Annotated in this window: 24 protein-coding genes; 8 read left to right on the top strand and 16 right to left on the bottom strand. The window is 65.4% G+C overall.

Annotation, left to right across the window (positions count from 1 at the left end; all coding sequences use genetic code 11):
* Positions 1 to 25 precede the first annotated feature (25 nt).
* The 3 genes from bufA2 to L0963_RS13140 all read right to left on the bottom strand — a co-directional run bounded on the left by bufA2 (position 26) and on the right by L0963_RS13140 (position 2,480).
* A complete protein-coding gene (bufA2, locus tag L0963_RS13150; protein WP_062902734.1) occupies positions 26 to 310 on the bottom strand; it encodes a BufA2 family periplasmic bufferin-type metallophore in 285 nt (94 codons plus the stop codon).
* Positions 311 to 396: 86 nt separating this feature from the next.
* Positions 397 to 882, bottom strand: a complete 486-nt coding sequence (locus tag L0963_RS13145; protein WP_003047656.1) for an asparaginase domain-containing protein — start codon at positions 880 to 882, stop codon at positions 397 to 399.
* Complete coding sequence (locus tag L0963_RS13140) at positions 879 to 2,480, bottom strand: lysine--tRNA ligase (RefSeq protein ID WP_234179923.1); 1,602 nt, start codon at positions 2,478 to 2,480, stop codon at positions 879 to 881. Before L0963_RS13140 ends, L0963_RS13145 begins: the two co-directional genes overlap by 4 nt.
* Positions 2,481 to 2,598: 118 nt before the next feature.
* Here L0963_RS13140 and L0963_RS13135 point away from each other — a divergent pair, with 118 nt between their 5' ends.
* Positions 2,599 to 2,967 (top strand): PilZ domain-containing protein, encoded by a 369-nt coding sequence (locus L0963_RS13135; protein ID WP_234179921.1) that lies wholly within the window; start codon positions 2,599 to 2,601, stop codon positions 2,965 to 2,967.
* Positions 2,968 to 2,971: 4 nt separating this feature from the next.
* Here the strand turns inward: L0963_RS13135 and L0963_RS13130 are convergent, their stop codons facing one another.
* Entirely contained in the window at positions 2,972 to 3,406 is a 435-nt protein-coding gene (locus L0963_RS13130) for a hypothetical protein (RefSeq protein WP_062902738.1), read from the bottom strand.
* Positions 3,407 to 3,530: 124 nt separating this feature from the next.
* Here L0963_RS13130 and L0963_RS13125 point away from each other — a divergent pair, with 124 nt between their 5' ends.
* Both L0963_RS13125 and L0963_RS13120 read left to right on the top strand, forming a co-directional pair.
* A complete protein-coding gene (locus L0963_RS13125) occupies positions 3,531 to 6,278 on the top strand; it encodes an ATP-dependent DNA helicase (RefSeq protein WP_217372394.1) in 2,748 nt (915 codons plus the stop codon).
* A gap of 70 nt (positions 6,279 to 6,348) precedes the next feature.
* Positions 6,349 to 6,900: a SixA phosphatase family protein gene (locus tag L0963_RS13120; protein ID WP_062902740.1), complete on the top strand. Its 552-nt coding sequence runs from the start codon at positions 6,349 to 6,351 to the stop codon at positions 6,898 to 6,900.
* A 56-nt stretch (positions 6,901 to 6,956) separates the two neighbouring features.
* Here L0963_RS13120 and L0963_RS13115 read toward each other — a convergent pair whose 3' ends face one another.
* Complete coding sequence (locus L0963_RS13115; protein ID WP_234179919.1) at positions 6,957 to 7,328, bottom strand: hypothetical protein; 372 nt, start codon at positions 7,326 to 7,328, stop codon at positions 6,957 to 6,959.
* Positions 7,329 to 7,650: 322 nt separating this feature from the next.
* On the opposite strand from L0963_RS13115, the gene L0963_RS13110 reads away from it, so the two are divergent.
* Positions 7,651 to 9,183 (top strand): class I adenylate-forming enzyme family protein, encoded by a 1,533-nt coding sequence (locus L0963_RS13110; RefSeq protein WP_186402294.1) that lies wholly within the window; start codon positions 7,651 to 7,653, stop codon positions 9,181 to 9,183.
* 36 nt (positions 9,184 to 9,219) lie between these two features.
* On the opposite strand, the gene L0963_RS13105 is transcribed toward L0963_RS13110, so the two are convergent.
* The 5 genes from L0963_RS13105 to rpmF all read right to left on the bottom strand — a co-directional run bounded on the left by L0963_RS13105 (position 9,220) and on the right by rpmF (position 12,287).
* Positions 9,220 to 9,609, bottom strand: a complete 390-nt coding sequence (locus tag L0963_RS13105; RefSeq protein ID WP_186402295.1) for a MerR family transcriptional regulator — start codon at positions 9,607 to 9,609, stop codon at positions 9,220 to 9,222.
* A 14-nt stretch (positions 9,610 to 9,623) separates the two neighbouring features.
* On the bottom strand, positions 9,624 to 9,917 hold the full coding sequence (locus tag L0963_RS13100) for an integration host factor subunit alpha (protein WP_003047685.1): 294 nt from the start codon (positions 9,915 to 9,917) through the stop codon (positions 9,624 to 9,626).
* Between the two features lie 171 nt (positions 9,918 to 10,088).
* Positions 10,089 to 11,054 (bottom strand): beta-ketoacyl-ACP synthase III, encoded by a 966-nt coding sequence (locus L0963_RS13095; protein ID WP_234179918.1) that lies wholly within the window; start codon positions 11,052 to 11,054, stop codon positions 10,089 to 10,091.
* Entirely contained in the window at positions 11,051 to 12,085 is a 1,035-nt protein-coding gene (plsX, locus tag L0963_RS13090) for a phosphate acyltransferase PlsX (protein WP_003047692.1), read from the bottom strand. Before plsX ends, L0963_RS13095 begins: the two co-directional genes overlap by 4 nt.
* Positions 12,086 to 12,107: 22 nt before the next feature.
* Positions 12,108 to 12,287, bottom strand: coding sequence for a 50S ribosomal protein L32 (gene rpmF, locus L0963_RS13085; protein ID WP_003047695.1), 180 nt, complete (start codon positions 12,285 to 12,287; stop codon positions 12,108 to 12,110).
* 344 nt (positions 12,288 to 12,631) lie between these two features.
* On the opposite strand from rpmF, the gene L0963_RS13080 reads away from it, so the two are divergent.
* Positions 12,632 to 13,072: an MAPEG family protein gene (locus L0963_RS13080; RefSeq protein ID WP_186402296.1), complete on the top strand. Its 441-nt coding sequence runs from the start codon at positions 12,632 to 12,634 to the stop codon at positions 13,070 to 13,072.
* A 24-nt stretch (positions 13,073 to 13,096) separates the two neighbouring features.
* On the opposite strand, the gene L0963_RS13075 is transcribed toward L0963_RS13080, so the two are convergent.
* Positions 13,097 to 13,762 (bottom strand): MBL fold metallo-hydrolase, encoded by a 666-nt coding sequence (locus tag L0963_RS13075; RefSeq protein WP_186402297.1) that lies wholly within the window; start codon positions 13,760 to 13,762, stop codon positions 13,097 to 13,099.
* Between the two features lie 256 nt (positions 13,763 to 14,018).
* Here L0963_RS13075 and L0963_RS13070 point away from each other — a divergent pair, with 256 nt between their 5' ends.
* Entirely contained in the window at positions 14,019 to 14,294 is a 276-nt protein-coding gene (locus tag L0963_RS13070; RefSeq protein WP_062903246.1) for a TFIIB-type zinc ribbon-containing protein, read from the top strand.
* 84 nt (positions 14,295 to 14,378) lie between these two features.
* Here L0963_RS13070 and L0963_RS13065 read toward each other — a convergent pair whose 3' ends face one another.
* The 3 genes from L0963_RS13065 to ygfZ are packed head-to-tail and all read right to left on the bottom strand — an operon-like array spanning position 14,379 to position 16,707.
* Complete coding sequence (locus tag L0963_RS13065; protein ID WP_062902748.1) at positions 14,379 to 14,930, bottom strand: retropepsin-like aspartic protease family protein; 552 nt, start codon at positions 14,928 to 14,930, stop codon at positions 14,379 to 14,381.
* Positions 14,931 to 14,965: 35 nt separating this feature from the next.
* A complete protein-coding gene (locus L0963_RS13060; RefSeq protein ID WP_234179915.1) occupies positions 14,966 to 15,943 on the bottom strand; it encodes a hypothetical protein in 978 nt (325 codons plus the stop codon).
* Positions 15,944 to 15,972: 29 nt separating this feature from the next.
* Positions 15,973 to 16,707: a CAF17-like 4Fe-4S cluster assembly/insertion protein YgfZ gene (gene ygfZ, locus L0963_RS13055; protein ID WP_217372400.1), complete on the bottom strand. Its 735-nt coding sequence runs from the start codon at positions 16,705 to 16,707 to the stop codon at positions 15,973 to 15,975.
* Positions 16,708 to 16,766: 59 nt separating this feature from the next.
* Between ygfZ and pyrC the strand changes: the two genes are divergently transcribed.
* Complete coding sequence (gene pyrC, locus L0963_RS13050) at positions 16,767 to 17,789, top strand: dihydroorotase (protein ID WP_186402300.1); 1,023 nt, start codon at positions 16,767 to 16,769, stop codon at positions 17,787 to 17,789.
* A 22-nt stretch (positions 17,790 to 17,811) separates the two neighbouring features.
* Here pyrC and rarD read toward each other — a convergent pair whose 3' ends face one another.
* Positions 17,812 to 18,729 carry an EamA family transporter RarD gene (gene rarD / locus L0963_RS13045; RefSeq protein WP_062902752.1) on the bottom strand — a complete coding sequence of 306 codons (918 nt, stop codon included), beginning with the start codon at positions 18,727 to 18,729 and terminating at the stop codon, positions 17,812 to 17,814.
* An 11-nt stretch (positions 18,730 to 18,740) separates the two neighbouring features.
* Positions 18,741 to 19,028, bottom strand: a complete 288-nt coding sequence (locus L0963_RS13040; protein ID WP_326490189.1) for a hypothetical protein — start codon at positions 19,026 to 19,028, stop codon at positions 18,741 to 18,743.
* Positions 19,029 to 19,137: 109 nt separating this feature from the next.
* Here L0963_RS13040 and L0963_RS13035 point away from each other — a divergent pair, with 109 nt between their 5' ends.
* The gene (locus L0963_RS13035) at positions 19,138 to 19,542 is read left to right on the top strand and encodes a glycine zipper 2TM domain-containing protein (RefSeq protein WP_062902753.1); all 405 of its coding nucleotides are present in this window, start codon (positions 19,138 to 19,140) and stop codon (positions 19,540 to 19,542) included.
* Positions 19,543 to 19,715 lie beyond the last annotated feature (173 nt).

The following is a 19,715-nucleotide window of genomic DNA, read 5'->3' as shown; positions in this document are numbered from 1 at the left end:
GAGCGCCGCGCGGGAGGGAATGGCATCAGCCGACGTCGCCGATGACGCCGCCGCCGGTCAGGCACTTGGCGGCGGCCATGGCCTTGAAACCATGGCCCTTGCATTCATTCTGACCCTTGCATTCGTTGGCCGAGGTCTTGCAGTCGGCCGTGCCCTTGCAGCTGTTGACGCCATAGCAATGCACGGTGTCCTTGGCGCCGACCGCGGCGCCCGAGCTGCCGGCAGGCGCCGGAGCGGCCAAAGCGGCGCCGGCAAGCGCGAGGGCGGTGGCCGAAGCGGCGATGGCAGCGGCGAATTTCGTGTTGGTCATACTATCCTCCGAAGACGGGATGGAGGGACAATATGTCCGTCCATGCTCCTATATTCGGAGACGCGCGCGCGAGGTTACAGCCGGGGCTATTCGCCCGCCGCGACGAAACGGCCGCCCGCGCGGTCCTTCACCGTGGTCTCGGGATCGAAGATCATGCCGTTCATCGCGACATAGACGCCGGGCGGCAGCGTCTGCACTGCCGCCAGCGCAAAGCCCACATTGAACTCAGCGTCGCTTGCCCGCACCGATGCGGGCTGCATCGCGCCGGTCAGCACAATCGTCTTGCCCGCGATTCCCGCCAGCGCCCGGCCGGTCACGACCATCGTGTCGGTGCCATGCGTGACGAGAACATGTGCCGAATCGCTCGCGGCGACCGCAGCGCGGATCGCCTCGCGGTCGGCGTCGGTGAGTTCCAGGCTATCCTTGCGCATCAACTGGGTGACGCGGTGGGGCACATGGACATTATTCTCTCGCAGCATGTCGGGGATCGCCGCCGGGCCGATCTGGAACTCTGACAGCGCGTCGAAATAGACTTTGTCGATCGTCCCGCCGGTGGTGAAGATGTCGATCACGCCAAGGCTTCCGCAATCAGGCGCCGCGTGTTGTCGATCCCGAACAGCGCGATGAAGCTGCCCATGCGCGGACCTGCGCTCGACCCGAGCAGCGTTTCATAAAGCGCCTTGAACCAATCGCGCAGATTTTCGAAGCCATAGGCTTCGTTCTTGCCGATCTCATAGACGATATTCTGGATATCGTCGGCCGACGCATCGACATGCAGCGCCGCGAGCCGCTCGTCGAGTTCCTTGAGCGCAGCGCCCTCGCCCCCCACGGGCTTGCGGCGCTTCAGCGTCGGGGCGACATAGTCGCGATTGTACGCCATCGCATTGTCGATCAGCCGGTCGAGTTCGGGCCAGGTCGCCGCGTCGGCGCCCGCGACATATTGACCGAGGTAGCGCCAGATTTGGTCCTTCGCCGCATCGGCGCCCATCACGGCGACAAGGTTGAGCAGCAGCCCGAAGGTCACCGGCAGCACCGCGTCGGGCACATCTTCGCCGCGCGCGACATGGACGTGATGCACGGGGTTACCCAGCTTCTTGTCGGGTTCCTGCGCCGGATAGCTTCCGCGCATCTGCAGATATTCGTCGACCGCCTTCGGGATGACGCCGATATGAAGCTGCTTCGCCGCCTTGGGCTCGCGATAGGCATAGAAAGCCAGGCTCTCTTCGCTGCCATAGCTCAGCCATTGTTCGATCGACAGGCCATTGCCCTTCGACTTCGAAATCTTCTCGCCCTTTTCGTCGAGGAACATTTCGTAGATCAGCCCCTCGGGCTTGCGTCCGCCTAGCGCCTTGGCGATCTTGCCCGACTGGATGCCGCTGTCAGTCAGATCCTTGCCATACATCTCGTAATCGACGCCGAGCGCGACCCAGCGCATCGCCCAGTCGACCTTCCACTGCAGCTTGGCACCGCCCGACAGGATGCTGTGGGTGATCGTCTCGCCCTCATCCTCGAACGATACGAGCCCCGCATCGGGATCAACAACCGTCACCGGCACCTGCAGCACGATCCCCGACTTGGGGCTCACCGGCAGAATCGGCGAATAGGTCGCGGCGCGCTCGGCACGCAGCGTCGGCAGCATGATGTCGAGAATATCCTGATTGTGGCGCAGGACATTCTTCAAAGCATCGTCGAACGCGCCCGACCGATAGCGTTCGGTCGAGCTGACGAATTCATATTCGAAGCCGAAGCGGTCGAGAAATTCGCGCAGCATCGCATTGTTGTGATGCGCAAAACTCTCATATTTGCCGAAAGGATCGGGAATCGCGGTGAGCGGCCGACCCAGATGCTCGCGCAGCATGTCGCCGTTCGGCACATTGTCGGGAACCTTGCGCAGCCCGTCCATATCGTCGCTGAACGCCACGAGGCGCGTCGGCGCGCCGCCCGTCAGCGTTTCATAAGCGCGCCGCACCATCGTTGTGCGCAGCACTTCGTTGAAGGTGCCGATGTGCGGCAGGCCCGACGGACCATAGCCGGTTTCGAACAGCACCGGCGCGCCGCCCGGCTTGCCGTCGGGATAGCGTTTGATGAGCTTGCGCGCTTCCTCGAACGGCCAGGCCTTGGACGTTTGCGCGGGCCCGCGCAGCGAAGGATGAAGGTGCAAGTCGGTCATCGGGCGCCCATAGCGGCAAGCGCCCCCGAATCGAAAGGCAAAATTGTCCGCACACGGCAACGGAACCGCGCCAGACATGGTTACGCCAAATTAACCACGTCCGTCCTAGCCTCGGGCCATGACGAGTCCCCACGCTCCCATCACCCGCGCTCACAAGCGCACCCCGGTCACGATCGAGGTGATCGTCAACGGCGTGCTCAACCAGATCGAAGGGCGCATCTGCGACCTTTCGGAAGGCGGCGCCCGCATCGACGGCGCGAGCATGCCGGCGCGATCCCGCTGCGAAATCCACTATGGGGGCCAGGTCGTCTATGCGATCGTCATGTGGTCCGAATTCGACCGCATGGGCGTGCGCTTTCCCTACGAGCTGTCGCACGGACCGCTGTTCAACGCACTCGAACGCGCGCGCGGCGCCGCCAGCGCGCATCCTGCGCAGATATTTCTGTCCAACCGCAGCGCAGGTTTCGGACGGCGCGGGCTGAGCTGAGCGATCAGAAGGGCGCGATGGTAACGCCGTCGCGCTCATTGTCCCAGATCATCGCCATGATACGCCACCCGCGTTCGGGATCTTTGAATAGCTGGATCGAATTGATGCCGCGCCTCTCGGGCAGGGGGTCGTCGAGCGCCGAACGCGCTTCATAAGCGCTCCATACGTGCGCCATGTTGCCGAGTACGTCGATCCGCCGCGCAATTTCGAGCTCAAAGAAATCATTCTCGGCAAAGAAGGGCGTCGTATCGCGAGCATAGTCGGCGAGGCCCATACTACGAAATATCGCGCGGCCATCAGCATCAACGCCCGTTCGTATCTGACGCGCATCGGGATGGAAGCAATTATCCTGGCGCGACCAGTCGCGCGGCCCCTTCGGGCCCGAAATCATCGCATACATTTCGTCGACCACCGCGCCGATCGCAGCCTCTTCACCCATTGTGTCGCCCCTCTCATCAATCGCCCGCCGAAGGATGGTCGTTTTTCACGCCGCTGCAACCCGAAAGCGTGTCACATTGATTGCCCGCCTTGCCGCGTTCGCCTTTTGTGCCTAGCGTGGGGCAATGGCGCCCGATCCGCTCTCCCTCCCCGCAATCCACGCGAGCCATGTCGGCATCTGGATCGCCGACGCCTCGGGCCGCGTCCAGCGCGTCGGACGCGGCGAAGCGATCGCGGCGGTCGCCGCAACTCCGCATGTCCTGCTCGGCGCGACGCTGACAGGCGACCGGCTCGGCTATCCCGAGCTGTCGGGGCTCGATCTGCTCGAACTCTTCGCCTTCCTGTTTCCCGCGCGCTTTGCGGTGCCGACGCCGGCGGGCATCGCCGCCGCGATGGACATCGCCCCGCCCGCTAGCGAAGCCGATGTTGCGGCGTTCCTGCCGCGCGCCGCCGCAGCGATGCTCGATCGCGCGGGCGATGCCGCGTGGCCCGAGCGCGAGGGCGCGTGGCACGGCCTGCAGGCGCTGTCGCGCCAGCGCTGGCCGTGGGCGCCGCTTCTGCAGCCCCGCATCGGCGCGCCCGAACGCAGCGAGCGCTGGCTGTTCGCGCGGCTGCCCGAATGGGAGGAAGCTGCCCCGCGCCCGCAGCCGCGCCAGGTAACGGTCAATCCCGACGATGTGACCGCCCGGCTCGACCGGCTCACCGGCGATGGCGCCGAACGCCGTGCGGGACAGCGCGACTATGCCCGCGCCGCCACCGCGATCTTCGAACCGCGCGAACGCCGCGATCGACCGCAGATGCTGGTCGCCGAGGCGGGCACGGGGATCGGCAAGACGCTGGGCTATCTCTCCCCCGCCAAGCAATGGATCGATCAGTCGGGCGGCAGCGTCTGCGTGTCGACCTATACCAAGGCGCTGCAACGCCAGCTCGCGCGCGAGACCGAGCGGTTGTATCCCGATGCACGCACGCACCGCGAAAAGGTGGTGGTGCGCAAGGGACGTGAAAATTATCTCTGCCTGCTCAATCTCGAGGATGCGCTGCAAGGCGGCTTCTCGGGCCGCGCGGCCGTTCTGGCGCAGCTCGTCGCGCGCTGGGCCGCGTATACGCGCGACGGCGACATGGTTGGCGGCGATCTGCCCGGCTGGCTGCCCGCGCTGTTCCGCCGCAACGGCACGACCGCGCTGACCGATCGGCGCGGCGAGTGCATCTATGCGGGCTGCCCGCATTTCCGCAAATGCTTCATCGAACGCTCGACCCGCGCGGCAGCGCAGGCCGACATCGTCATTGCGAACCATGCGCTGACGATGGTGCAGGCCGCCCGGCCCCGCGACGGCGGCGCCCCCGCAACGCGGCTGATCTTCGACGAAGGCCACCATCTGTGGGATGCCGCCGACAGTATGTTCGCCGCTGCGCTCACCGGGCAGGAAGCGATCGAGATCCGCCGCTGGGTGTTGGGGCCGGAGGGCAAGTCGCGCGGCCGCCGCCGCGGTCTCGCGGCGCGGCTGGCCGATGTCGCAAGCTATGACGAGGCTGGCGACAAGGCGATTCACGCGGCGATCGAGGCCGCGGGCCAGCTTCCCGGCGACGGGTGGCTCGCGCGCATTGCCGAGAGCGACCCCTGGGGCGCGATCGAGCGGCTGCTCGTCGCCGCACGCGGGCAAGTCTATGCACGCGGCACCGATCCGAAAAATGCCGACAGCGGCTATGGCCTTGAAACCGAACTTGCCGATCCCGGCCCCGATCTGGTGGCGGCTGCCGCCGACGCGAGCGATGCGATCGAGGCGCTGCTGCGGCCGCTGATGACGCTCGGCAAGCGGCTCGACGCGTTGGTCGATGATCCGCCCGACTGGCTCGACGGACAGGCCCGCGCCCGCGTCGACGGCGCCCGCGCCAGCCTCGGCACGCGCATCGACACGCTCGGCGCGTGGCTGTCGCTGCTCGGGCGCGTCGGCGGCCCGGCCGATCCCGACTTTGTCGACTGGCTGGCGGTCGACCGCTTCGACGGGCGCGAATATGATATCGGCCTGCACCGCCACTGGCTCGATCCGGCGCGCCCCGTCGCCGATATCGTCTACGCGCCGGCGCAGGGCGTGCTCGTCACCTCGGCGACGTTGCGCAGCGGCGCGCAGGCGACCGGCGATGCAGGAAGCGGCTGGACTGACGCGGATATCCGCACCGGCGCACGGCACATCGACGGCGGCGTCCGCCATTTCGCGGTCCCGAGCCCGTTCGACTATGCGCGGCAGGCCGAGGTGCTGATCGTCACCGACATCGCGCGCGGCGATCTTCCCGCCCTTGCCGGCGCCTACAGCCGCCTGATTGAAGCATCGGGTGGCGGCGCGCTCGGCCTGTTCAGCGCGATCCGCCGGCTGCGCATCGTCCACGCCCGCATCGCCGACCGCCTCGCGCGCGCCGGGCTGCCGCTCTACGCCCAGCATGTCGACCCGCTCGACACAGGCACCCTCGTCGACATCTTCCGCGCCGATCCGCACGCCTCGCTGCTCGGCACCGACGCGCTGCGCGACGGAGTGGACGTGCCCGGTGAATCGCTTCGGCTGGTGATCATGGAAGGGGTGCCATGGCCACGCCCGACGATCCTTCACGCGGCGCGGCGCGCGGCGCAGGGCGGCGGCGCCTATGACGACGGCGTCATCCGGGCCCGCATCGGGCAGGCGTTCGGCCGCCTGATCCGCCGCGCCGACGATTTTGGACAGTTCGTCATGCTGTCGCCCAGTTTCCCGTCGCGGCTGCTCAGCGCCTTTCCCGCCGGGACGCCCGTCCGCCGCCTGCCGCTCGACGAGGTTGTGAACCATGTTGCGGCGGCGAACGGCGAACAGCGGAAAAGAGCGTTTGCTGCCTTTTCACCGTCATGAGTTTCCGGCAGAAGGCAGCGCAGCAAGGCTATTGGGCTTAGGGGCTGGCGCAGCGGCGCGGGGAGAGATTTTGAAGACTTTGACTATCCTGCGTCATGCGAAATCGGGCTGGGACGCGACCGTTGAACGCGACTTCGACCGCCCGATCAACGCGCGCGGCCGTCGCGGCGCCGAACTCGTCGGCCAATATGCACGGCGGCACGCGATGGCGATCGACCGCATCATCGCCTCGCCCGCGGTGCGCGTGACTGAAACGCTCGATCTGTTTCAACCTGCCGCGGGAATCGATGCAATCGAACCCGATTGGGACCGCCGCATCTATCTTGCCTCGTCTGCGACGCTGATCGATGTAATCCGCGACATGGGCAAGGACTCGCAGAATTTGCTGATCTCGGGCCATAATCCGGGGCTGGAGGACCTGATCCTCGAACTCGTCCCCGAATCGCCCGACGACGAACTGCGCGCCAAGGTCGAGGAGAAACTGCCGACATCGGCACTCGCCCGCCTCGAACTCGACATCGCCGACTGGCGCGACCTCGATACAAAGAGCGCGCGTTTCGTCGCTTTCATCCGACCCCGCGACCTCGACGCATCACTGTCCCCCGCGATGGACGACGACTAAGGGATTTGACAATTGTGGGGTGGAGAACCGCCACAAGCCTTACCTTCAGTTCGATCTCATGCAATTCCGTGTTCGGCGACTTTGATTAGCAGGTCGGCACCTTCTTTACGGTTAGCTGTTTCTGGCATTCCCTTGCTTATGAGATCGCCAAGCTTCTCTGCGAGAGGACTGGATTTCTGAAAGCGATACAGATTCGCTTCACCGTTTGCAGGTTCAATATCGGTGGACCGCCAACCCGCTCTTTCCATGTCGCTTTTCAAGCACTTCCAATGGACTTCGTGTGCCTCAAACACGACGAAGTTGCTTTGCTGCATTTTTGAGCCCGCAAAATGTTCAAATAGTGGTCTAGCAAGCCAGATAACCCCGACTGCCAGCACTAGCGCCAATGCCACGACCAGTTCGATCCAGTCGATTAACAGTTCCATCACATCGAGACCTCTTGTTAATTGGCTACCCGTATGACGACCAAGGACTAAGGATTTCCTACGTCAGCAATCTGCCGATACTGTTGAAAAAGTCAGCCGCGGCGAGGCGTCCGTCGAATTTCAGTAGGAATGATTTATGAAGCCTCGCTGCACGAACGATCGACGGCGGCGGTATCCGGATGATAGAGGGCGACGGGCAACTTCGTGTCGCCTTCTGTCACCTTCCCCGATGGATGCATCGTTCTCCCCTGCCGTGACGTAACTTCTTGTCGCGCCGCCGCCCCACCGGCATTGCACCGCCCCCCTGCTGTGCTAACCGGTTGCCATGACCAGTATCGAATTGCTTGACAGCGCCTTCGCCACCCTGCCCGACCTCGTTCGCGCCCATGCCGCCGAACGTCCCGATGCCGTAGCGGCCGCAGACCCGGCGCGGCGATTGAGCTGGTCCGAACTGGATCAGATGGCCGACCGAATCGCCGCGCGGTTGCAGCAGGATGGGCTGGCGAAGGGCGACCGGACCGCGATTGCGGGCCTGAACAGCGTCGAACAGATGGCGGTCATTCTCGGCACGCTGCGGGCCGGCGGCGTCGCCGGGCTGATCACCAACAGCGCGACGGGCGAGCAAATGGCAGCGATGATCGCCGATACCGGCGCGCGCCACCTCTTCCTCGACAGCGCGGCGTCCGCAAGCCTCGAAGGCCAGACGGTCACTGCCAGCGATCGCATCGCGATGGACGGCAGCGACGTCGGCGTCGCGCTGGTCGAATGGATGGCGCCCGCAGGCACCACACCTGCAGCGGTCCCGATCGATCCGCTCGACGGCTTCAACATCATCTATTCGTCGGGGACGACCGGAACGCCGAAAGGGATCGTCCACAGCCACGCGATGCGCTGGCAGCACATCCAGCGCGGTGTCCCGGCCTATGGCCCTGACGCGGTGACGATCCTGTCGACGCCCCTCTATTCGAACACGACGATGGCAAGCTTTCTGCCCACGGTCGGTTCGGGCGGTCAGGTCGTGCTGATGAAGAAGTTCGATGCCCGCGGGTTTCTGGAACTGGCAGAGCGCGAACGCGCCACGAACACCATGCTCGTTCCCGTCCAGTATCGCCGCATCATGGCGCTCGAAGATTTCGACCGTTTCGATCTGTCCAGCTTCGTGATGAAATATTGCACCTCGGCGCCCTTCGCCGCCGCACTCAAGGCCGATGTGCTGAAGCGCTGGCCAGGCGGCCTCGTCGAAATCTATGGGATGACCGAAGGCGGCGCGGCCTTCATTCTCGAGGCGCATCAATTCCCCGACAAGCTGCACACCGTCGGCAAGCCCGCACCGGGCCATGTCGCAAAGGTCATCGACGAAGAGGGGCAGGAACTACCGCAAGGGTCGGTCGGCGAAATCGTCGGTCGCAGCCCGGCGATGATGACCGGCTACAACAACCGTCCCGATGCAACCAAGGCGATGCACTGGCACGATGCGGAGGGGAATCTTTTTTATCGTCATGGCGACATCGGCCGCTTTGACGAGGACGGTTTCCTGACGCTGATGGACCGCGCCAAGGACATGATCATTTCGGGCGGGTTCAACATCTTCCCGAGCGACCTCGAGGCGATCCTGCTTGCCGACGAGCGCGTGGTCGAGGCGGCGGTGGTCGGCATGCCGAGCGAGGAGTGGGGAGAAACCCCCGTCGCTTTCGTTGTGCTGAAACCCGACGCCGATGCGGAAAGCGTGCGCGCCGATTGCAACGCCAAGGTCGGCAAGACCCAGCGGCTGAGCGCGATCACCACCGTCGACGAACTGCCGCGCAGCCCGATCGGCAAGGTGCTGAAGCGCGAATTGCGCGACGCCTACGCCCGATAGGCGGGCCGCGGGTCGTTCAGATGGGGCTTGGCTGGCTCAGCGCAGTGCAGCCGCCAGCCGCTCCCGCAGTGCCACCAGCGCCGCCACCGGAATGCCCTTCGCTTCGCTGTGCGTCGCCCGCGCGACCGGGACATCGCGGGGTGTCGCGGCAGCGCCGTCGGGTTCCGACGACAGCGCCTTGCGGGCGCCATCGACCGTATAGCCCTTGACGTGAAGCAGGTGATGGATGCGCTCCGCCAGCGCAATATCATCGGGCCGGTAATAGCGCCGACGGCCCGACCGCTGGAGCGGCCGAAGCTGCGGAAAGCGCGTTTCCCAGTAGCGCAGGACGTGGGTCGGCACCCCGATGCGGTCCGCGAGCTCGCCAATGGCAAGCATCGCTCCGACCGCCTTGCCGTCCCCGTTGCGGCTATCGTGATCGCCCATCGGATACGACCGGCTTATTTGCCCGCAACGCGGGCGCGCATCGCCTGGCTGGCGCGAAAGGTCATCACCCGGCGCGGGAGGATCGGAACCTCGATCCCCGTCTTGGGATTGCGGCCGACGCGTTCGGCCTTGTCGCGCAGCACAAAGGTGCCAAAGCCCGAAATCTTCACATTCTGGCCCGCGGCCAGCGCGTCCGACATATGCGCGAGAATCGATTCGACGATCGTCGCCGATTCGTTTCGCGACAGGCCGACTTGCTGATTGATGCGCGCGGCAATGTCGGCGCGAGTAAGCGTTCCTGCTGTCATAATTGACCCCTCCCCTCCTGAAGCGGATGCACAAGAGGAACCCAGACAGCCCCCACCGTCGCGAGTCCCAAGATTATATGTAACAAAAGCGAATTAATCCGCCAAACTTAAACGGATGGAGCGTGGAGTTGATGCGACGAGCGTCGAACGCCCGTTCGTGGACTGCAAAAACTAGACGCGCAGGACCGCCGCACCCCAGGTAAAGCCGCCGCCCATCGCCTCCAGCACGACCAGATCGCCGCGCTTGATGCGCCCGTCGCGTACCGCAAGATCGAGCGCCAGCGGGACCGACGCCGCCGACGTATTCGCATGCTGATCGACCGTCAGCACGACTCGGTCGGCGGGCAGGCCCAGCTTTTTCGCGGTTGCGTCGATGATGCGCTTGTTCGCCTGATGCGGAACGACCCAGTCGATATCCCCCGCCTTCAGCCCGACGTCGGCCAGCACCTCGCCCAGCACACTGGCAAGATTGGTGACGGCATGGCGGAACACTTCGCGGCCCTGCATCCGGACATGGCCAACGGTGCCGGTGGTCGAGGGACCGCCATCGACATAGAGCATGTCGCAATATTGCCCCTCGGCGTGCAGCCGCGTCGCGAGGATGCCCCGGTCGTCCGCCACGTCCTTTGCCGACAAGATCACCGCCCCCGCACCGTCGCCAAACAGGACGCAGGTCGTGCGGTCCTCCCAGTCGAGGATGCGACTGAAGGTTTCGCTGCCGATCACCAGCGCATGTTCGGCCGCACCGGTGCGCAGCATCGAATCGGCGACCGAGACGGCATAGAGAAAGCCCGAACAGACCGCCGCCACGTCGAACGCGATGCAGTCTGGCGCGCCGAGGAGCGCCTGGACCTTGGTGGCGGTGGCGGGGAAGGTGTTGTCGGGCGTCGCGGTCGCGACAATGAGCAGGCCGATGTCCGCAGGCGACAAACCCGCCGCCTTCAGCGCCTCGCGCGCCGCATCGGCGCCCAGCGTCGCTGTCGTTTCATCGGGTTCGGCGATATGGCGAAAGCGGATACCGGTGCGTTCGACGATCCATTCGTCGCTGGTATCGACGCGTTCGGCCAGTTCGGCGTTGGAAACGCGGGTGCGCGGGAGCGCCGAGCCGGTGCCGGCGAGGACAGCGCGCCGGGTCATGCCGCGGCGTCGCTGCGGAAATTGGCAAGATCCTCGGTCACCTGGCGTGTAATGTCCTTTTCGACGAGTTCGGCGCACAGATGCACCGCGTTCGCGACGCCCTTTGCATCGGCGCTGCCGTGGCTCTTGAGTACCACGCCGTTGAGGCCGAGGAATACCGCGCCATTGTGATTATTGGGGTCGAGATGGTGGCGCAGCAGTTCGGTCGCCGGCCGCGAGATCAGGAAACCGATCTTCGACCGCACCGACGAGGTGAAGGCGCGCCGCAGCAGATCGGTCACGAACCGCGCGGTGCCTTCGATCGTCTTGAGCGCGATATTGCCCGAAAAACCGTCGTGGACGACGACGTCGACATTGCCGCGCGACAGCTTGTCGCCCTCGATGAAACCCGCGAACTCCATCGGCAGCCCCGTAGCATCGCGCAGGATCGCGGCGGCGTCGCGAATTTCGTCGGTGCCCTTGAGCTCTTCGGTGCCGATATTGAGCAGCGCGACGCGCGGACGCTCCAGCCCCATCGCGGTGCGCGCATAGGCAGCGCCCATGACCGCGAACTGGACGAGGTTGTTGGCGTCGCAGTCGGTGTTCGCGCCGAGATCGAGCATGACGACGTCATTGTCGCCGAGCGATGGCAGCAGCGCCGCGAGCGCCGGCCGGTCGATGCCGGGCATAGTGCGCAGCGCCAGCTTCGACATCGCCATCAGCGCGCCGGTGTTGCCCGCCGAAACGGCGCCGCCGGCATCGCCGCGCTTCACCGCATCGATGGCGAGCCCCATCGAGCTGCCGCGGCCGCTCCGTAGCGCCTGGCTGGGCTTGTCCTCGCCGGACACGACCTTGTCGGTGTGGATGATGTCCGACGCGGCGCGCAGATTGGGGTGATTGTCGAGCGCAGCCTTGATCTGCTGCTCGTCGCCGACGAGCAGAAACCGCAGGCCGTCGTGCCGGTGGCGCGCCATGGCCGCGCCGGCGAGCATCACGCGCACGCCGACGTCACCGCCCATCGCATCGATCGCGATTCGCGGTGTAAGGCTCATACCAACGCCCTCCGGCTAATGCTTAGGCGCCAGCCGAAACCACTTCGCGGCCGTTATAATGGCCGCAGGCGTTGCAAAGGTTGTGCGGACGCTTCAGTTCGCCGCAGTTCGGGCATTCCTGATAGGCCTCGACCTTCAGGCTGTCGTGGCTGCGACGCATGCCGCGCTTCGAGGGCGAGGTTTTTCGCTTGGGGACGGCCATCTTATATCCTGCATTCTCAAATGTTTATACGAATCGGCAAACCCGGTGTTGTCACCCCCCGATGCCGGGGAATGACTGGCCCGCCCGCCGCGCCGAAAACCATAACTGCCTTGGAACTGCAGTATAATCTTCCGCCGGAAGGTGCCTCAACGCCTGATGGTGTCGGGTGCCGGATCGGGCGCGGCTATAGCGTTTTTGCCCGCAAAGGCAACCCCCTCGCCGCGCGTCGGAGTACGGGCGGATGCTCCTTCCCCGTCGCCCCTTGCCGCGGACGCGCGCCGGTGCCACATCTGCACCCGGTCGCGCCAGCACGAGCGCCGGCCGATAACAAGAGGGGGAATTTCATGTTCATGTTGCCGATCAGCCTGACCATCGCCGCGGGCGCCGCCCTGCTCAATCTCTGGCTCGCGACCCGGGTCGGGCGCGTGCGTGGACAGGAAAAAGTCTCGATCGGCGACGGCGGCAACGACAGGCTGATTCGCCGCATGCGCGCGCAGGCCAATTATGTCGAGAATACGCCCTTCGTCCTGATCCTGCTTGCGCTGATCGAACTGGGGATCGGCTCGTCGATCTGGCTGTGGGCGGTGGGCGCGCTCTATCTCGTCGGGCGCATCCTGCACGCGGTCGGCATGGACGGCATGATGTGGGGCCGCATGGTGGGCACCGTTATCACCATGCTGACCCTGCTCGGGCTTGCGATCGCCGCGCTGCTGTCGGTCTATCTGACCCCGACGAAATTCGTCAGCACCGAAGTCACCGAAACCGTCGCCATCCAGCCGCAATAGAATGACGCAAGCAGGGCGGCCGCTTCAGCCGCCCACAACGCCGTCGGCGACATAGGGATTGGTGCGCCGCTCCTGCGCAAAGCTGCTGTGCGGACCATGGCCGGGCAGGAAGATGGTATCGTCGCCGAGCGGCCACAGCTTGCCGGTGATCGAATCGATCAGTTGCTGGTGATCGCCGCGCGGAAAATCGGTGCGGCCGATCGACCCCTGGAATAGCACGTCGCCGACGATCGCGAGCTTCGAGGGGCCATGATAGAAAACAACGTGGCCGGGGGTGTGACCGGGGCAATGGATGACGTCGATCGTCAGATTGCCGACCTTCACCGTATCGCCATCGACCAGCCAGCGGTCGGGCTCGAACACCTCGCCCGTCATGCCGAAGCGCGCGCCATCCTCGCCCAGCCGCTCGATCCAGAAACGATCGTCCTCGTGCGGCCCTTCGACCGGCACGCCCAATTCCCGGGCGAGCACCCCCGCCTGCCCGCAATGATCCATATGACCGTGGGTGACGAGAATCTTTTCGACCTCCACCCCCGTCTGCCGGATCGCCTCGCGCAGCTTGGGCAGGTCGCCGCCGGGATCGACGAGCGCCGCCTTGTTGGTTTCGGTGCACCACAGGAGAGTGCAATTCTGCTGAAAGGCGGTGACCGGGATGATGGCGGCCCTGAGCGGCGGGTTGGGAGCGTTCATGCTCGCAGATGTGGGGAAATGCCGCGCAAATGGCAAGCAGGCGCGAGCCCTGAAGAAGAACCGCCCGCGACCGATGCCGCTGCGTCAGGACTTGAAGGTTCCCGGACAGTCCCCATTTATCCGGTGCGGGCCGGGCCCCTCTGGCGATCCCAGGATCGTGATGTCGGACCGCATCGAGCGTGCTCGGTGCGTGATCGGCCATGGCCTTCGCTCTCCGCGCATCCTCGATGGATCGAAATCTTTCCACGAGGTGACCATGACATCTGCCCACAATATGCCCTGCCCCATCTGCAAGGTTCCGCTCGCGATGAGCGACCGGCAAGGCGTTGAAATCGACTATTGCCCGCAATGCCGCGGGGTATGGCTCGATCGCGGCGAACTCGACAAGATCATCGAACGGAGCGCTGCCGAAGCCGCGCCCCGCCCGGCAGCGCCGCAGGCCACGCCGCCGCCAGCTTACGGCCATGGCAACGACTATCGCCGCGGCTACCCCAAGCGGCGCAAGTCATTCCTGGAAGAATTGTTCGACTGATTCCCGGCGACGGGCGCGCCATTCGGATGGCGCGTCCGTCGTACTTTAAGCCGACGGCGAATACCCGGCGACTGGCTTGGCGTCCTAGCGCAGCGTCATTGTGTCGCCTTCGACATTCACCGCAGCGAGCTTTGCAAGATAGCTTTGGCCGAGCAGCGACACCCCCATGTTGGCATCGACCACTGCCGCCTCGACATTGCGGATCGTGATGCCGTCGACCTCGACACTGTCGAGAAGGACCGTCCGCATCGGCACCGTGCCACCCGCGGTCTGGGCGGTGCCGCCGATCGGCAGACGGTCGACATCGATGCCGATCGCCTCGGCATCGTTCCGCGTCAGCGCGACGAGCGATGCGCCGCTGTCGACCAGCATGCGAACCTGCCTGCCCTGGACACGGGTGTCCGCATAGAAGTGCGAATCGGATGCCCGCCGGATCCGGACTTCGCTGGGCCGCGAGGCGGCGTCGCTGGCAGTCACGGCGGCCTTATCGCGCGCGCCGGTCGTCCAGTTGCTCTCGCCGGCATAAGGATCCACAGGCGCTTCGGGCACATCGGCGACCTGCCGGCCGGCGATGCTCGCCATGCCGATCGATATGCCCGCGATCCCGGCTACCAGGGTAATGAAACGCCTCACCATGCCCGGTTTATTCGCAAATCGGGGTTGGAGAATGGTTAAATGGCGCCGCGATTTTGTGGTTCGGCAAGACCGCCTTCCGCCTGATCGATGAAGGCGCGCCATTGCGGCTCCCCGCCGCGGATGCTGTAGGCGATCCGCGCGCAGGCATAGGGGCGTCCCGGCCGGTTGTCGGCATCGAAGGCGGCGATCGGCCACAGGCGTTCGGCATCGACACGATCGGACCAGCACACGATCGCCTCGGCCTCCTGTCCCGCATCGACCAGCGCCCGTTCGCCCGCATCGAGCGTGGCCGCGTCCCAACCCAAAATCACGCGCTGCAGCTTCGCCGGAGCGCGCAACGCCGATGCAAAGGGGCTTGCCTGCGCGCCGAGCAGGCGCTCGACCCGCGCGCGGTCGGCGGCGGCCAGCCAGCGCCCGCCAAGCAACGGCACCCATTGCTTCGGATCGCCCGAGCGCAACGCGGGAAACAGCGCATCGGCCGCCGCGGAAAAGCGCGCCGTCCACGGCGAATCCGCAGCAAGCGGGCGAAGCTTCCATGCAGCCGGCGCGACGTCGGCGCGCAGTCGCCGTTCCACCGGCCGGTCACGAACCCTGTCCGCCCCCACGATGTCGAGCGTCGGCGCCGCTTCGGCCGCGCATTGCACGCCCGTGCAGCGCGCCGTCAGCGCGGTCAGGTGCAGCCATTGGGGCATCGACGCACGCGGCGCACCGGAATTTCCCGCATCGACAAATTCGCGCGAGGCCGGGTCGAAGACCATCCGCGCGGGCCCGCCGCGCATAGGGCGGCCCGGTACGTCGCCGCGATAGGCGATCGACGCCCCGGCATAGATGGCGCCCACATCGGCGTAGAGGCGGCCGTTCCACGCGATGGCCTCGAGCTGCACGCAAAGCCCCGGCTCCGCCGCAGCGGCTTCGGCCAGCGTCATCGTGCGCGCATGATCGTCCGGGCAGGAGGCCGGACCGGCGGCGGCCAGCGCGGCGGGAGCAAGCAGGGCGAGCGGCGCGATCATCATTCCCCTCTACCCCGCCCGCGCTGCACCGGTCATGAACCGGGCGAAAGAAGGGCGCTGTGCATCCAGGCGGGTGCTTTCGCCGGATCAATGCCCTCGACGCGCCGATGCTCCACCGACCAGCCGAGTTCGGGATAGGCAATGACCTGACGCTTTTCGTCGGCTTCGGCGATCGGCACGACTATGAGTCGACGATTGACCTTCTGCCGCCAGTTCATCCGCGCGGTATTTTCCTGTCCCACGTAGCAGCCCTTGGAAAAGCTGACGCCGTTCAATTCGGCGGCATTGCATTCGAGCCACAGCGTCGTGCCGTCGCCGAGTTCGGCCCGCCCTTCGGTGAGCCCGAGCGCCAGGCGGTGCGCGCGCCATGCCGCCTCGACGCCCGCCGCGCCGCCTTCGTCGGCGGGAGCGAGCCAGCGCTGCCCCAATTCGGCAAGCCGCGGGTCGACGACGCCAAGATCGCCCTCGGGCGCCCAGTGAACCCGCAAAACCTCCTCGCGCTCGATCGTAATCGCGCGGCGCAGGCGATAGAGCGTCAGGCGCCGGGTCAGATCGTCCGCTGCCGCCGCCTCGCAATCGATCAGCACATCCGCCTCGTCGGCCCAGATCAGAAAATCGAACAGCGCCTTGCCCTGTGCGGTCAGCAGCGCCGCCCAGACCGGCAGATTGCCCGACACATCATTGGTGACAAGGCCTTGCAGAAAGCCGCGGACATCATCGCCCGACAATCGGATCAGCGCGCGGTCGTTGAGGGTGGTATTGGCCATGCCGATAATTTAGGGGCGGGGCAGCCAAAGCCAAGCCACGATTTGCCCGAGGGCCCGCCATGACCGATCGCCTGACCATACGCCGCCCCGACGACTGGCACGTCCATCTGCGCGATGGCGCGATGCTGGCGCATGTCACGCCCTATACCGCACGCCAATTCGCGCGGGCGATTGTCATGCCCAATCTGTCGCCGCCGGTGACGACCGTGGCCGAGGGCCGCGCCTATCGCGAGCGGATCGTCGCAGCGATCCCCGCGGCGCTCGATTTTACCCCGCTGATCGTCGCCTATCTGACCGATGGCACCGATGCGGAGGAAATGGCGCGCGGCCACGCCGAGGGCGTGTTCACCGCCGCCAAGCTCTACCCCGCGCATGCAACGACGGGCAGCGCCCACGGCGTGACCGATGTCGCGAACATCATGGGCGTGCTCGAACGCATGGCCGATATCGGCATGCCGCTCCTGATCCACGGCGAAGTCACCGACCATGACGTCGATATCTTCGACCGCGAGGCGGTATTCATCGATCGCACGCTCGCACCGCTCGTCGCGCGGCTGCCCGAACTCAAGATCGTGTTCGAACATATCACGACGGCGGAGGCGGCGCAGTTCGTCGCCGATGCGCCCGCCAATGTCGCCGCGACGATTACGCCGCAGCATCTTCACATCAACCGCAACGCGATGCTGGTCGGCGGCATCCGTCCGCACGCCTATTGCCTGCCCGTCGCCAAGCGCGAGCATCACCGGCTCGCGGTGCGCGCCGCCGCGACCTCGGGCTCGCCCAAATTCTTCCTCGGCACCGACAGCGCGCCGCACGCGGTGCATACCAAGGAAGCGCCGTGCGGCTGTGCCGGCATTTTCAACGCCCCCTTCGCGCTCGAAAGCTATATCGCGGCGTTCGACGAAGACGGCGCGCTCGACCGGTTCGAGGGTTTTGCGAGCGAACATGGCCCGCGCTTCTATGGCCTGCCGCTCAATCAGGGCACGATCACGCTCGAACGCGGCGCGACCGTGGTTCCCGACCGGATCGGCGATGTGGTGCCGTTCCATGCCGGAGAAACGCTCGGCTGGCGGATCGTCTAAACCCTAGGCGATCTCATAGGCCCTAGGCGATCTCGACCATCCTGTCGGCGCGCATCTTGCGCCACATGTCGAAACTGAACACCGCAATGCTGATCCAGATCAGCAGGAAGCACGCCAGTTGCACGGGCTTCAGCGGTTCGGCGAAGACGAACAGGCTGAGCAGGAATTGCAGTGTCGGCGCCAGATACTGGACGAAGCCGAGCGCTGCATAGCTCATCCGCCGCGCGGCGGTGGCGAAGAGGAGCAGCGGCACCGCGGTGACGATTCCCCCGGCCATCAGCAGTAGGCTGATTTTCGGGTCCGATCCGAAACCGCGCCCATCGCCGATCCACAGATACCAGGCCGACGCCGCGAGCGCCAAGGGCATGAGCAGCGTCGTTTCGATCGCGAGGCCGGGCAGCGAGCCCACGGGCACCACTTTTCGCAGCAGCCCATAGAGGCCGAAACTGAAGGCGAGCGTCAGGCTGATCCACAGCGTATCGAGCGCACCGCCGAGCAGGATCGCCACCCCGACGGCGGCGATCGCGACCGCCACCATCTGCAATCGCGACAGGCGCTCGCCCAGGAAGACCATTCCCAGCATCACATTGACGAGCGGATTGAGATAATAGCCGAGGCTGGCGGCGAGGACATGATCGGTGAAGATCGAATAGATATAAACGAGCCAGTTCACTGCGATCAGCAGCGCGCTCGCCAACAGCATGCGCAGCACCCGCCAATCGCGCAAGGCGACAAGATAGTCGGCGATCTGCCGCCGGAATGCCATGATGAAGAAACAGAGCGGCAGCGACCAGACGATGCGCTGCGCCAGCACCTCGACCGGCGGCACGCTCGCAAGCAGCTTGAAAAACAGCGGGACGAAGCCCCAGATGCCATAGGCGGCGAGCGCGAAGGGCAAGCCGTTCTGCTGGCTCTCCGACGGAGCGGCGGGCGCTGACATTCTATGCGCGCTTAGAGCAGACCGCCGCCGAGCATCAGCCGGACGACGCCGACGACGATCACGACGATGTTCAGATTGCGCCCGCTCGTGCGGCTCGACATCGCGCCAAGCGCGAGCCCGACCACGGCGATCGGGATGATGACCCAGTTCGCCCAGCCCAGAAACGGAATGAATGCGGGGATCGCGAGAATCAGCGCGACCAGACCGATGAAAATCGAAGCAATGTTCAGCATTTCCAATGTTTCGCACGCCGCCGGACGGCGGACAAGTGCTTTCGGTTCGTCGATGACAGCACTCATTTCGTCTTGTTGCCGAAGGTTCATGCAACGCTGTGCGGACCCTTCTCGTTGTTTCGGGTGAAGCGCTCGTTCCTGAACGGTCGAGGCGCGAACCAGGAAAGGACAGGATATGGCTATTCTTACCAAAGGCATGATGGGCGCAATTGCGGCCGCCAGTGTCGTCGCGACCGCCCCCGCCTATGCCGGCATGGCAAGCGCCGTTCCGGCGCAGGGCTTGCACAAGAGCGAAATCACCGCTGACTTTTACAAGCGCAAGCATCACGACCGTCGCTATTATGCGAGCCGCGACCAGCGCGTCGGCGCCAACACGCGGATCTGGCGCGGTAACGACGGCCGATATTACTGCAAGAAGGACAATGGCACCACCGGCCTGCTGATCGGTGCCGCGGTCGGCGGCCTTGCCGGTCACGAAATCGCTGGCCGAGGCGACAAGCTGCTCGGCGTGGTTCTCGGCGCAGGCGCCGGTGCGCTCCTCGGCCGCGAGATCGACCGCGACAAATATCGCTGCCGCTAATTGACAGAAACCGTCCGGGTGCGGGTCCGAGACCCCTCCATCCGCACTCTGTGATGGCGAGGGCGTCGGTTCGAACCGACGCCCTCAAGGCCGATCGCGCGTTCGCGGTGCGTGTTTCAGCTTACCCGCCAGCCTCCTTTCTCCCAGAAGCGTTGGCCACTGCTGCGGGAGAA

The sequence above is a fragment of the Sphingopyxis sp. NFH-91 genome, assembly GCF_021401285.1.
GTDB lineage: Bacteria > Pseudomonadota > Alphaproteobacteria > Sphingomonadales > Sphingomonadaceae > Sphingopyxis > Sphingopyxis terrae_A.
The sequence above is the reverse complement of the archived record's forward strand: the minus strand, read 5'-3'. Positions and strand labels throughout refer to the sequence as shown.